Annotated in this window: 11 protein-coding genes; 7 read left to right on the top strand and 4 right to left on the bottom strand. The window is 62.4% G+C overall.

All coding sequences use genetic code 11. The features are described 5' to 3' along the window. Window positions 1-78 precede the first annotated feature (78 nt). From K9L28_02655 to nuoE, 3 genes are read right to left on the bottom strand one after another with little or no spacing between them, the layout of a single operon-like run. Window positions 79-3,444: an FAD-dependent oxidoreductase gene (locus K9L28_02655; GenBank protein ID MCF7935231.1), complete on the bottom strand. Its 3,366-nt coding sequence runs from the start codon at window positions 3,442-3,444 to the stop codon at window positions 79-81. A gap of 16 nt (window positions 3,445-3,460) precedes the next feature. Then, on the bottom strand, window positions 3,461-5,230 hold the full coding sequence (locus K9L28_02650) for a 4Fe-4S binding protein (GenBank protein ID MCF7935230.1): 1,770 nt from the start codon (window positions 5,228-5,230) through the stop codon (window positions 3,461-3,463). A 17-nt stretch (window positions 5,231-5,247) separates the two neighbouring features. Continuing rightward, window positions 5,248-5,736 carry an NADH-quinone oxidoreductase subunit NuoE gene (gene nuoE, locus K9L28_02645; GenBank protein ID MCF7935229.1) on the bottom strand — a complete coding sequence of 163 codons (489 nt, stop codon included), beginning with the start codon at window positions 5,734-5,736 and terminating at the stop codon, window positions 5,248-5,250. A gap of 198 nt (window positions 5,737-5,934) precedes the next feature. Here nuoE and K9L28_02640 point away from each other — a divergent pair, with 198 nt between their 5' ends. The 5 genes from K9L28_02640 (at window position 5,935) to K9L28_02620 (ending at window position 9,834) form a co-directional block, all read left to right on the top strand. Then, window positions 5,935-6,186, top strand: coding sequence for an NrdH-redoxin (locus K9L28_02640; protein ID MCF7935228.1), 252 nt, complete (start codon window positions 5,935-5,937; stop codon window positions 6,184-6,186). A gap of 52 nt (window positions 6,187-6,238) precedes the next feature. Further along, on the top strand, window positions 6,239-6,613 hold the full coding sequence (locus tag K9L28_02635; protein ID MCF7935227.1) for a dihydroneopterin aldolase: 375 nt from the start codon (window positions 6,239-6,241) through the stop codon (window positions 6,611-6,613). Window positions 6,614-6,622: 9 nt separating this feature from the next. Beyond that, window positions 6,623-7,990: a glucose-6-phosphate isomerase gene (locus K9L28_02630; GenBank protein ID MCF7935226.1), complete on the top strand. Its 1,368-nt coding sequence runs from the start codon at window positions 6,623-6,625 to the stop codon at window positions 7,988-7,990. A 152-nt stretch (window positions 7,991-8,142) separates the two neighbouring features. Further along, the gene (locus K9L28_02625; protein ID MCF7935225.1) at window positions 8,143-8,880 is read left to right on the top strand and encodes an ATP-binding cassette domain-containing protein; all 738 of its coding nucleotides are present in this window, start codon (window positions 8,143-8,145) and stop codon (window positions 8,878-8,880) included. Window positions 8,881-8,883: 3 nt separating this feature from the next. Further along, window positions 8,884-9,834: a SufD family Fe-S cluster assembly protein gene (locus K9L28_02620; GenBank protein MCF7935224.1), complete on the top strand. Its 951-nt coding sequence runs from the start codon at window positions 8,884-8,886 to the stop codon at window positions 9,832-9,834. Between the two features lie 60 nt (window positions 9,835-9,894). On the opposite strand, the gene K9L28_02615 is transcribed toward K9L28_02620, so the two are convergent. Further along, window positions 9,895-10,644: a tRNA 2-thiocytidine biosynthesis protein TtcA gene (locus K9L28_02615; protein MCF7935223.1), complete on the bottom strand. Its 750-nt coding sequence runs from the start codon at window positions 10,642-10,644 to the stop codon at window positions 9,895-9,897. Between the two features lie 89 nt (window positions 10,645-10,733). Between K9L28_02615 and K9L28_02610 the strand changes: the two genes are divergently transcribed. Beyond that, window positions 10,734-11,876 (top strand): sensor histidine kinase, encoded by a 1,143-nt coding sequence (locus K9L28_02610; protein MCF7935222.1) that lies wholly within the window; start codon window positions 10,734-10,736, stop codon window positions 11,874-11,876. Between the two features lie 3 nt (window positions 11,877-11,879). Continuing rightward, window positions 11,880-12,542 carry a response regulator transcription factor gene (locus tag K9L28_02605; protein ID MCF7935221.1) on the top strand — a complete coding sequence of 221 codons (663 nt, stop codon included), beginning with the start codon at window positions 11,880-11,882 and terminating at the stop codon, window positions 12,540-12,542. The last annotated feature ends 24 nt before the right edge of the window (window positions 12,543-12,566 follow it).

The following is a 12,566-nucleotide window of genomic DNA, read 5'->3' as shown; positions in this document are numbered from 1 at the left end:
GAAGGTGGCGGGGTCCCCGCCACCTTCCTGCTGCGTTATGGGATTGCGGTGTGCGCTGCCGGTAGCGCGTGTCGGGTATTAGTGGGTGCAGATCGGCGTTGCCGCCGGAAGCTCCAGCCCCAGTCGTCGGGCAAGAGCCGACATGATCCAGCAGAGTCCTACGGCCTCGCCCGGTGTGGCCAGCGCACGCCGTTGCGGCACATGTTCGCCGGAGAGCGTGGTGATGCTGCCGTCCCGTTCCATCCAGTGGGCGATGGGCAGGATGTAGTCGGCGGTGTCGGCGGATTCCGTCTCCCTGTGGTAGGCAAGGGCATAGGTGTCAAGCCCCCGCAGCTCTTCAACGGTGACGCCGGCCTGGAGCGGGTCCATCCCGAAGGCGAGCAGCCTGGTGACAGAGCCCTTCTTGATTCCTTCCAGGAGGGAGGCCACACTGTCGTTGGCGATATTCCGTTCCACGGCGCCCAGGGCGTTGGAGGTGACATAGAGCGGCATCAGATGTTTCTGCTTGATGGCGTCCAGCATGTGGACAATGTCCTCCGAACCCTTCCGGAGTGCGGCCCACTCCTCGCTGACCAGGGTCACGACCTTCCCGGCTCCCACGAGCAGCTCTGCAGCGCCGATCAGTTCGCCTGAATCCAGACCGGTGGTGGTGGATGTCTTTCCCGGCGTATAGTCCGCCAGTGCACCGGGTAGAGGCAGGTCGGCCTCCGAGAGCACAGCGGCGTGGAGCCCCTTGAGGAAGGTCTCGTAGCTTCCTTCCAGCGGATTGAGGAAGAGTGTGTTCCCGCGGTTCAGCATTCCCGGGTCGCTGCCCACGTAGATCACCTTGGTGTGGCTGTGGCGCATGGCCTTCCGGAGCCAGGAGCTCAGCACCGGCTGGCGTACATCGGTGCGGGTGCCGAAGAGCAGCACCACCTCGGCGGAAGTGATGTCGTCGTACATGGTTCTGCCCAGGGGCGTGCCCCAGCGTTCTTCCATGGCCTTCCGCAGCGGAGCCGCCTCGTCGGTCCCGTAGACGGCACAGGATGCCCCCGGGAGCACCTCGTCGGTCAGCCTTCCGATGCCGGCGAGCACCTCGTTGGTCAGCGATGGGTGCACCAGTATCCCCGTTTTGTCGGAGTCCGGGCTCTCTTTGAGGGTTTCCGCCAGGCTGTCAAGGGTTTCCTTCCAGCTGGTTTCTCTTCCGTTGATGCGTGGTGCCGTGAGGCGTGATTCCCGGTCTTCCTGGTAGTCGAACCGCCCCAGGGCGCAGCTGTTGCCCGCACTGACCGAGGTGGGGTCGTCCAGATCGGTGGTGATCCGGACCACCCGTTCGTGGGAGCTGTCCAGATTGAGCTCCAGTTGACACCCTACCGGGCAGCTGGAGCAGTGGGTGGTGACGATGTCGGGGGTTTCGCTGTGGGGCCAGCGCTCGGCGCGCTTCTCGGTGAGGGCCCCCACCGGGCAGAGCTGCACGCAGAGTCCGCACTGGGTACAGTCGGAGTTGTCGATGTCCTTGAAGTACTCGGGATCCACCGAGCTCTCGAAGCCCCGTTTGGAGAAGTCGATGGCGTGGAAGCCCGCCAGCTCGTCGCAGGCCCGGACACACCGGCCGCAGAGGATGCATTTGTCCATGTTCCGGATGTAGTACTGGTTGACCTCTTCGGTCTTGGAGATATGGTCACCGGCCACCCGGTCGGGGTCCACCTTGTACTCGATCCCGTAGCGGCGGAGCTTGCACTCGAAGAGATCCGGACAGCCGCACTCCATACAGCGCCCGGCATCTCTGAGCACCTGTTCCTCGGTGAGACCGCGGTTGTACTCCGCGAAGGCCCGGTCTGCCTGCAGCCGCACCTCGGCAGGGTCGTGGGTTGCATGCTCCCGGGGGATGCGCTCCTCGTCCTTGAAGTCCTCCTCGGTGAGCTCCCTGGTGACATCGTACTCGAAGGGGCGTTCCGGCTTGCCGGTGGTGAGATAGTGGTGGATCGACTCGGCTGCCCAGTGGCCGCCGCCGATGGCCCCCACGGCGATGTCCGGACCGGTCTGCATGTCGCCGCAGACGAAGACCCCGGTGAGCGGTGTGGCGTAGTCGTCGTCAACCACCATGTTCTTCCCGTCGTGGAGCGTATCCGGCAATCCGCCGAACTCCACCCGCTGTCCGATGGCCGCGATCACCTTGTCCACCTCGAGCATGAACTTCTCGCCGGTGGGGACGGGCCGGCGCCGGCCCGATGCGTCGGGCTCGCCGAGCTCCATGGTTTCGCACTCCATCTGCAGGCATGAGGAACCCTCCTGGATGCCGCAGGGATTGGAAAGGAAGAGGAATTCAATGCCTTCTTCCACAGCCTCCTGGTATTCGATCTCCTCGGCGGGCATCTCGTCGTGGGTGCGTCGGTAGACCACGCTTACCTTCTCCGCGCCCAGTCGTTTGGCGCAGCGGCAGGCGTCCATCGCCGTGTTGCCGCCGCCCACCACGGCTACCCGCCTGCCGGGGTCCACCTGTTCGCCGGTGTTGACCCGGTAGAGGAACTCGATGCCGCCCTCCACGCCGGACAGATCCTTGCCGGGGCAGCGGAGCGGTGTGGAGGTCCAGCAGCCCATGGCCAGAAGCACCGCCTCGTGGCGGTCCCGGAGTTCCTCCATGCTGATGTCCTCTCCCAGTCCCGTGCCGGTGTGGACCCGTACACCGTGGGCCATCAGCCATTCGATCTCGGTGTCCAGTATTTCCTGGGGAAGCCGGTAGTCGGGGATGCCGTAGCGCATCATCCCGCCGAGCTTCTCCTCCCGCTCGTAGAGGTGGACCTCATAGCCCCTGAGGCGGAGGTAGTAGGCCGCTGAAAGCCCTGCAGGGCCGCCGCCGACCACACCCACCGAGCGGCTGTCGTCGCAGATCTCCGGGATTGCGCCCAGGTCGCCGGAGGCGATGCAGCTGTCGCCGATGAAGCGCTTGATCTCCCTGATGGAGACCGCCTCGTGGTCTACCAGATTCCGGCGGCATTCCTCCTCGCAGGGAGCGGGGCAGACCCGTCCGATGGAAGCGGGGAGGGTGATGTTGTTGTGGAGCGTATCCAGGGCCTCGTGGTATTTGCCCTGGGCGGCGAGATTCACATAGCCCTGCACATCGCCCCGGGCCGGGCAGGCCAGGGTGCAGGGAGGGCGGCAGTCGCCCACGTGGTCGGAGAAGAGCAGTTCCAGGCCGAGCTTTCTGGTGTTGCGGACCCGATCCGTATTGGTGTGGACCACCATGTCGGGCCGGATGGTGGCGGCGCAGGCCCGGACCAGGGATTTGGCTCCCTCCACCTCCACCAGGCAGATGGAGCAGCCCCCGTGGAGCGAAAGGTGGGGATCGTAGCAAAGCGCGGGGATCTCCACGCCGCACTCTTCGCAGAGGTCGAGAAGCCGCTGCCCGGGATAGCCCAGGACCTCCCGACCGTTGAGGATGACGCGTACTGTTCGGTCCTTCATGATTCCTTGAACCTCCCTAATCCACGGAGATAGCGTCTACGGGACATGTTTCGATACACTGTCCGCACCGGACGCAGGTGTCGTCGTCGATGACGTGGGCCTTCTTTGGCGCGCCGCTGATGGCGCCGACCGGGCAGATCCGGGCGCACTTGGTGCAGCCGATGCACTTCTCGGGGTCGATGGTATAGTGGATCAACGGCATGCATACCTTGGCGGGGCACTTCTTTTCGTTGATATGGGTTTCGTATTCCTCGCGGAAATACTTGGTGGTGGTCAACACAGGGTTCGGCGCCGTCTGACCGAGGCCGCAGAGCGAGCCGTCCTGGATTTCGCGGCAGAGTTCCTGGAGCAGGTCCAGATCCTCCGGTTTGCCCTCTCCTGCGGTGATCCGCGTCAGCGTTTCCAGCATTCTTCGGGTGCCGATCCGGCAGAAGGGGCACTTCCCGCAGGATTCCTCCTGTGTGAAGGAGAGGAAGAACTTGGCCACATCGACGATGCAGGTGGATTCGTCCATGACGATCATCCCGCCGGAGCCCATGATGGCTCCCGTTGCGTTGATGGATTCGTAGTCCACCGGCGTGTCCAGAAGCGATTCGGGGAGGCAGCCGCCTGAGGGACCGCCCAGCTGAACGGCCTTGAATTTCTTGTCACCGGGGATCCCGCCGCCGACCTTGAAGATGACATCCCGCAGAGGCATCCCCATGGGGACCTCTACGAGGCCGCCCTTGCGGATCTTGCCGGCCAGGGCGAAGACCTTGGTGCCCCGGCTTCGGCCGATGCCGTACTGGCTGAAGCTCTCGGCGCCGTGGAGGATGATCCACGCAACGTTGCCCAGGGTCTCTACGTTATTGATATTGGTGGGTTTCCCGAAGATGCCGCTCTGGGCGGGGAAGGGCGGTCGGGGACGCGGCATGCCGCGTTTCCCTTCGATGGAGGCCATCAGCGCCGTCTCCTCGCCGCAGACGAAGGCGCCGGCGCCCTCCTTGATCTCGATATCGAAGGCAAACCCTGTGCCGAGGATGTTGTTGCCCAGGTACCCCCGTTCCCGTGCTTGGTGGAGCGCCGTTTTCAGGTGACGGATCGCCAGCGGATACTCGGCGCGGCAGTAGATGTACCCTTTGGAGGCACCGATCCCGTAGGCGGCGATGGCCATCCCTTCGATGATATTGTGGGGGTCCCCCTCCAGGACGGAGCGGTCCATGAACGCGCCGGGGTCGCCTTCGTCGGCATTACAGACGATGTATTTGGGTTCGCCCGATGCCTTGCGGGCGAAAGACCATTTCAGCCCCGTGGGGAAGCCGGCCCCGCCGCGGCCGCGGAGGCCGCTTTCCAGCACTTCCTGCACAACACCGTAGGGGGTCATCCTGGTGAGTGCCTTCTCCAGCCCTTTATAGCCGTTCCGGGCGAGGTATTCGTCGATGATCTCCGGGTCGATCAGCCCGCAGTTCCGTAGAACGATCCGGACCTGTTCGCCCAGCATCTCGTTTTCAACCGCCTGCTCAACGGTAGAAAAAATGGCCCGCTCGTGGATAGGGGCCCCCTTCTCGATGTGTTCCGATACGATCCGCTGTGCCAGCTCCGAATCGACCTCGCCGTAGATCACCCGTTCGTTGTCCTGCTCCACTTCCACCAGGGGTTCGTGGAAGCAGAGGCCGATGCAGCCGACTCTTTTCAGCTCGACCCTGGGGTTGTCGGCCAGCAACGCGTTGAGCTCGTCATAGACCGGAGTGGCTCCGGCGGCGATGCCACAGCTGGCAAGGCCGACCTTGACGGTTGTACGTGCCATTGACTCAGTCCCTCCCGTTACCCGCGTTTGCGGTAGTCTTCCAGTACTTCTACGGCCTTGTCCGGTGTCAGACGGCCGTGAACCTGGTCGCCGACCATCATCACCGGCGCGAGGCTGCAACAGCCAAGGCACGCTACGTACTGCAACGTGAACATTCCATCGTCGGTGGTTGCACCTTCTTTGACGCCCAGATAGCGTTGGAGCTGTTCTCCGATCAGCAGGGAACCCTGTACGTGGCAGGCCGTTCCGCGGCAGAGACGGACCACGTACTTCCCCTCAGGCTGGAATCGGAACATGGAGTAGAACGTCGCTACGCCGAAGAGCTGGGCTGCAGGAATGTCCAGGTTCCGGGCGACATAGGAGACAGCATTCTCCGGAAGGTAGCCGAAACAGTCCTGAACCTCTGCAAGAAGTGGAATCGTGGCCCCTTTCTTGTCCCTGTAGCGCTCGATTATTGCGTCGAGGTGCTCAGAAAGCTGTTCCGGGGCCGGGGCAGGTGCTTTCATGGAGGTCACTCCCCTTCATCTTTATGCTATACTCGAGGAAAAAGCAAACTTTGCGACCACTGGAGAGGGATCTGCAAAGTCGGCAAGGGCATTATACCGTATCTGCAGGAAATGTGAACGCCGTCGCATGGAAGATTCTGAGATAACAGTGCAAGTTTATTTTTCTCACACTATTCACTACAGCTGAGGGAGGGAGCGATGGTGGCAGTCAAGGTCTATTCCACGTCGGCCTGCCCGTGGTGTCGGAAGGCCAAGGAGTACCTTGCGTCGCAGAATGTCGAGTACGAGGATGTCGACGTGGGGGCGGATCGCGAAGCGGCAATGGAGATGGTGCGCAACACCCGACAGATGGGTGTGCCGGTGATCGCCGTCGGCGACCGGTACATTGTCGGCTTCGACAAGCCTGCCATTGATGCGGCACTGCGCGAGGAAGGGCTCGGAAAGGAATAATCCCAGCCCTGCGGAGATCCGAACAGACGAAGGATATATGGGAGTGATTGCGATGCGAAATGTTTTACGGTTGCGTGGTATGCAGTTCCACGCCTTCCACGGCTCGCTCGAGGTAGAGCGGGAGCTCGGGCAGGTCCTGGATCTCTCTCTGGAGGTCTCCTACGACCTCCCTGTGGAGCAGCTGGATGACCCCGATGCGGCCCCGAACTATGCAGCCGTTTACGAGTTGACCAAAGAGGTCGTGATGAACACCAAATTCTATACCATGGAAGCCCTGGGATTTGCGATCGCCCGCCGGCTCTTCCGGAAACACCGGCAGCTGGAGACGGTGACGGCCACACTCAGCCGGGGACAGCTCTATGTGCCGGGTGTCCTCTCCGATGCGGAGGTCGCACTCACCGTGAGCCGTGCCGATGTTGCGGAGTAGGAGACAGTCATGACGGATCCGATACTCTCCCTCTCCGTCGGCGGTGCCCTGGAGGCCTTGCCCCAGCCGGTCACCAACGACGAGAAGGCCTGCCGGGAGGCGGAGCGCTGGCTCCGCAGGGGGGCGCAGGAGAGACAAAGCGGTTTTGGATGGCTCCATCTCCCCTATGGCGATGCTGGTGAGATCCGGCGGACAGGGGAGTGGCTCTCCGGATTCGACAGCATTGTGCAAGCCGGCATCGGGGGGTCTTCCCTGGGAACGCTCACCCTCATCAATGCACTGCTCCATCCCCCAGGCGGCGGCTTCCCCCGGAAGGAGGGGGGACGCCCGGCCTTCTTCATGGCCGACAATGTGGACCCCCTGGAAAACCACCGGATCTGGAACGCCCTGGATCCCCATTCCACGGCTCTGATCGTGGTCAGCAAATCGGGGAGCACGGCGGAGACCATGGCCAACTTCCTCTGGTTTTTCCGGCGCCTCTGCGATGCCCTGGGCGAAGAGGAGGCCCTGAAGCGTGTGGTGGTGATCACCGATCCCGAAGAGGGCTCACTCCGTTCCTTTGTGCGCGAGATAGGGGCGGCGAACCTGCCGCTGCCGCCCGATGTGGGGGGCCGTTTTTCGGTGCTTTCCGATGTGGGTCTCCTCGCCGCGTCGGCGTTGGATATCGATGTCGCCTCCCTGCTGGCCGGAGCCCGCCGGATGGATGAACGGCTCCGGGCCGCCGACAGCATCGGGGAGAACCCCGGCTGGATGCTGGCGGCTCTGCACCACCGGCACGCCCTGGCGGGACGGAACATGGCGGTCATCTTCCCCTACGGTGACGGGTTGAAGGATTTCGCCGAGTGGTTCGCCCAGCTCTGGGGCGAGAGCCTTGGCAAGGAAGGCAGGGGGAGCACCCCCGTCAAGGCGCTGGGGGCGGTGGACCAGCACTCCCAGGTTCAGCTCTACACCGCCGGCCCCGACGACAAGCTGTACACGGTGCTGGCGCAGCGGCGGATCGAGGAGGATCAGGCGATAGCCCCGTCGCCCTACGCCAGTCTGCAGGGGCTTGCATACCTGAGCGGGACCTCCTGTGGGGAGATGCTCCATGTGGAGGCCCAGGCGACGGCCGCCTCGCTGCGGCAGGCGGGGAGACCGGTGATCTGGATAGAGCTGGAGCGGCTGGATGCCGAGACGCTCGGCGCCCTCCTCTTTCTCTACGAATACACCACGGCGGTGACGGGCTATCTCATGGGTGTGAATCCCTTTGATCAACCGGGCGTGGAGCAGGGGAAGCACTATATCTACGGACTCCTGGGCAGAGACGGATACCGGGATGCTGCCCGGGGTGTGCGGGGACATATGGAGGAGATGGATAGCCGGCGGTTTGAGGTGTGATGTCCGTTGGGAAACGCAAAACGCCGTAACGGGTTGTCTCTTCCCCCAGCGTTGCCCCTGCACGCTGGGGGAAGCTCTGTTGACCGGGAGCCGGAAGGGGTCTATAATTTAAAATGATTTTAGAAACGAAGCAATCCCGGGAGGGATGCGATATGCGAGAGGATCTTCTGTTTGTCGACGAGGTAACGGTATACCGGGAGGAGACCAGGGTGCTTGACAAGGTGAGCCTGGAGATCCATCCGGGAGAGGTGACAGGTGTTTTGGGAAGAAATGGCGCCGGCAAGTCGAGTCTTGCCTACGCACTGATGGGCCTGGGCCGCTTTGCGCCTCAGTCCGGGGGCATCTACTTCCGCGGCGAGGAGATTACCGGCATGAACATCACTGAGCGCGCCAGAAGGGGGATCTCCCTGGCCTGGCAGCATCCGGCCCGATACGAGGGGATCTCCGTCAAGGATTACCTGAAGCTTTCGGCCGCCAGTGTCTCCGAGGCCATGATGGAGGACGCCCTGCAACGGGTGCAGCTGGAACCCCGCTATCTGGAACGGATGATGGACCGGGGGCTCTCCGGTGGAGAACGCAAACGGATCGAGCTGGCCTCGGTCTATCTCATGAAACCCGTGCTGGCTATTCTGGATGAACCCGACTCGGGGGTCGACCTGCTGGCTCTGGGGGAGATCATGCGTCTCTTTCGGCATCTCACGGAGAACGGCAGCAGCGTGCTGATCATCACCCACCGCGAGGATGTGTCGGAAGGCTGTGACCGTTCGTACCTGATGTGCGCCGGCGAGATCGTACTGGAAGGGAGTCCCGAGGCGGTGAAGCGGTACTTCATGAACCAGTGCACCCCCTGCCGGGATCTCGACCCGCACCATGCAGCGAAGGAGGTGTAGCCCATGGCGGCAACGACAGATGAATACAAGGCTCTGGTAGACATCGCGAGCCAGACGGGGAGCGAGAGGAATGCCTTCGGTGCGGCCGACACCGCCTATGTGGTGGTGCACGCCAATCAGGTTCTCGGTCAGGGGGAGGTGCCCGGACTGACCATTGAAGCCCGGGAGACCGAGGATGGCATCGAGGCCTATATCGATGTGGCCGATGGAGCGCAGATCGAAAAGCAGGTCCATCTCTGTTTCGGACATCTGGGCAAAGACGGGAGGCAGGTGATCACCAGCCATATCCGCATCGGCCGGAACGCCAGTGCCGGCTTCCTCTCCCACTGCATCTTTCCCAATGCCGTCAAGCTGGTGCACGAGATGGAAGGCGACATCACCCTCGCCGAGGGAGCCCGCTTTGCCTACAACGAGGTGCATGTCCACGGCAAGGAAGGCGAGATCGAGGTGCGCCCCAAAACGCGGGTGACACTGGGCGACGGGGCGCTCTACTCCGGTGATTTCTCCCTTGTCGAGGGGCGTGTGGGTGATCTGGAGATCGACATGGATGTCGACGCTTTCGGCGCGAAGAGCCGGGTGGAATTGACCTCCAAGGTCTATGGGAAGAAGGACGACAGCTGTCTTGTCCGTGATGTCATCCAGCTGCGAGGCCCTGGAAGCAGTGCGCTGATCAAGGCGCGAACGGTTCTCCGCGATGAGAGCAGCGGGAAATTCCTCGGAATGATCGACGGCGCGGCCCCCGGGGCCCGTGGCCATGTGGACTGTACCGAGGTAGTCCAAGGACAGGCCCAGGCGGAGGCCTCGCCGGTGGTCAAGGTCACCCATCCGGAAGCGGAGGTGACCCACGAAGCCGCCATCGGGAGGATCGCCGACGACAAGATCGAGGGACTCATGGCGAAGGGCCTGGACGAGGAGGAGGCCGTGGACGTCATCGTCTCCGGGTTGTTGCGGTAAAACGCACGTCGGAAAAGCATAGATGGAGGTTGCAGGCCGTCCCGCCGGGACGGCCTGCAACTATTTGCCCTTGGCCGCCCACCGGTCGGCGGGATCGATGGAGCAGAGTGCGTGGAGGACCTTGCTCTTGAAATCGGGGATCTCCCGGGTAATATGGGCGACGAGATCCTTGGCGAATGTCCGCCGGGTGTTCGCCTCGTAGGGACATGACGGGGCCACGGCGGTCAACCCCAATGCTTCCGACTGCTGGGCGATACGCCGTTCCTCGAGAAAGACAAGCGGGCGGATCACAGTGATGTCGGCCCTGGAGTGCCGGAGTTTGGGCTGAAAACTCTTGAACCGCCCCGAGGAGAGCAGATTGAGCTGCGCTGTCTCCACAGCGTCATCCAGATGGTGGCCCAGCGCCAGTACGTTGCAGCCCTTGTCCCGGGTCGCGGCGGCGAGAATGCCCCGCCGCATGTGGGCGCAGAGGCTGCAGGGAGAGCGCTCCTCCCGGTGCTTTATAATCGAGAAGACATCCTGGTGGATCACGTGATAGGGGATCTCCAGGGAGCGGCAGAGCGCCGCAAGGGACTCCGTGCGGAATAGCGGATCGCCTGGATTGACGGTACAGGCCTCCAGCTGGAAGGAAACGGGGCTGGTATGTCTGAGATGGGCGAGAACAGCGAGGAGGACCAGGCTGTCTTTGCCCCCGGACAGTCCGACCAGCACTCGGTCTCCCTCATGGAGCATATTGAATTGGGTGACCGCTTTCCCCGCCTTGGAGCGGATTCTCCGTATCAGAGGAAGGATCTGGGAGGATTCTGCCATGGAATCACCGTTCTCCCTGTGCCGAATTATAAGTCTTGCGACCTATGCTGTATAATGTGCCTGTGTGTCGACGATCTGGGGGGCCAGGCATGGAATTCAGTTCTCTTGGCGAACAGTTGCAACAGATTGTAGCAGATGTGCAGAACTCCCTCGACTATAGCATAGAGAGCGTCTCGGAGATCCACGAGGAAACGGGGAAACGACACGAAGAAGCGACGAGAGTCCTCAAGGAGATCGACCAGGAGCTTGCCGATGTGATCGAGGCCACCGACGAGACGGTGCGTGCCTACCGTACGGCGCGGAAGCGGTTGCTGGATGCCTCCAAAGGAGGCAAGGAGCGGGAGCAACAGGCTGCCTACGCAGAGGCGGAGCGGATCATGCGGGTGCGTGGCCAGTTTGAGGAGCGGGAGCGGCAGCTCCGACGGCGGAGGGACGAGCTGCAGCGCGATCTGCGCCGCATCGAGAGTGTCCTCGCTCGCAGCAGGGATCTGATCCAGAAGGTGCGCGTGGCCCGCGAGGTGGTGACCTCCAAAATCGGCGACATCCAGGAGAGCAGTTCCGGGGTGGATTCCCGGTTGCTTCTCTTTGCGGTGGAGTTTATGGAGCGCGACAGACACCGTATCGGACGGGATCTCCATGATGGCCCGGTGCAGCAGTTTTCGAGCCTCACCCTGGATATGGATCTCGTCGAAACGAAACTCCAGCGGGGTGATGTGCAGTCCGTGCGGGGAGAGCTCCCCCGGATGCGGGCCACCCTGCAGAACGGCCTTGCCGATATGCGCCGCTTTCTCTGGCAGATGAACCCTGTCGGACTGGATGAAGGTCTCTTTCAGGCAATACGGCGCTATGCCGAGCAGATGAAACGCACCGACGGTTCGGGGCCCACCTTTTCGCTCCGGCTGGAGGGCCAGGAATCGCGCCTGCCCAAGGCGGTGGTGTCGAATGTCTTTCGAATCATTCAGGAGGCGGTGGCCAATGCCGTGGTGCACGGCAGGGCCGATGAGATCGTGGTGTGGGTGAGTATTGGAGAGGAGCTGCTCCGTCTGAAGATCATCGACGATGGAGTGGGCTTTGAAATCGAGAAGGCCATGAACGAGGCGGGGGAACGGGGCTCCTATGGATTGAGAAATATGAGGGAGCGGGCGCACCTTGCCAAGGGAACGCTGCAGGTGGAGAGCAAATACGGATTCGGCACCAAGTTGAGTGTGGAATTGCCGCTGCTGGAGGTGTAGGGAATGGTGAAGATACGGGTGGTTCTGGCGGATGATCACCGCCTGTTCCGTGACGGCCTGAAGAAGTTGCTGGAGCTGGAAGCCGATATCGAGGTCGTCGGGGAGGCCGGTGACGGATTCGAAACCATCAAGGTTGTGCAGAAGACGGATCCCGATATCCTGCTTCTCGATGTGAGCATGCCCAACATGAATGGTATCCAGGTAGTGAAGGAGCTGAAGGCTCGCCGGGATCTCAAGTTCATAGCCATAACAGCCTACAGCGACGAGGAGCATCTCTCTTCTCTCTCCGCTGTAGGTGTCCAGGGCTATATCCTCAAGGCTTCCGGAATGATCGAGCTGCTTTCGGCCATCCGTTCCGTAGCCCGGGGCGAGCCCTATGTGGACCGCCAGGTAGCCGGCAGGCTGTTGACCTCCTTCCACAAACGGAAGGAAGAGGCCGATCTCTTTGTCGAGCTGACGCCCAAGGAGAAGGAGGTCCTCTACTGGCTCGCCCAGGGGATGAGCAACGCCGATATCTCCAGCAAGATGGTGCTCTCCGAAAAGACCGTCAAAAACCACGTCAGCCATGTGCTGAAGAAGCTGGAGCTCCGTGACCGAACCCAGGCCGCCGTACTGGCCTGGAAGGTAGGACTGCCCCAGGTCTCCCCGGAGGCGCTGCAGAGGTAGCCGCCAGGCACCGGTCCGCCGAGA

The organism is Synergistales bacterium, from assembly GCA_021736445.1.
Taxonomy (GTDB): Bacteria; Synergistota; Synergistia; order Synergistales; family Aminiphilaceae; genus JAIPGA01.
Note: the sequence above shows the minus strand (reverse complement) of the source record. Positions and strands in the feature narration are given on the sequence as shown.

Coding starts and splice junctions, on each gene's coding strand:
- K9L28_02655 (MCF7935231.1), bottom strand. CDS start 3,444: ATGAAGGACCGAACAGTACGCGTCATCCTCAACGGTCGGGAGGTCCTG.
- K9L28_02650 (MCF7935230.1), bottom strand. CDS start 5,230: ATGGCACGTACAACCGTCAAGGTCGGCCTTGCCAGCTGTGGCATCGCC.
- nuoE (MCF7935229.1), bottom strand. CDS start 5,736: ATGAAAGCACCTGCCCCGGCCCCGGAACAGCTTTCTGAGCACCTCGAC.
- K9L28_02640 (MCF7935228.1), top strand. CDS start 5,935: ATGGTGGCAGTCAAGGTCTATTCCACGTCGGCCTGCCCGTGGTGTCGG.
- K9L28_02635 (MCF7935227.1), top strand. CDS start 6,239: ATGCGAAATGTTTTACGGTTGCGTGGTATGCAGTTCCACGCCTTCCAC.
- K9L28_02630 (MCF7935226.1), top strand. CDS start 6,623: ATGACGGATCCGATACTCTCCCTCTCCGTCGGCGGTGCCCTGGAGGCC.
- K9L28_02625 (MCF7935225.1), top strand. CDS start 8,143: ATGCGAGAGGATCTTCTGTTTGTCGACGAGGTAACGGTATACCGGGAG.
- K9L28_02620 (MCF7935224.1), top strand. CDS start 8,884: ATGGCGGCAACGACAGATGAATACAAGGCTCTGGTAGACATCGCGAGC.
- K9L28_02615 (MCF7935223.1), bottom strand. CDS start 10,644: ATGGCAGAATCCTCCCAGATCCTTCCTCTGATACGGAGAATCCGCTCC.
- K9L28_02610 (MCF7935222.1), top strand. CDS start 10,734: ATGGAATTCAGTTCTCTTGGCGAACAGTTGCAACAGATTGTAGCAGAT.
- K9L28_02605 (MCF7935221.1), top strand. CDS start 11,880: ATGGTGAAGATACGGGTGGTTCTGGCGGATGATCACCGCCTGTTCCGT.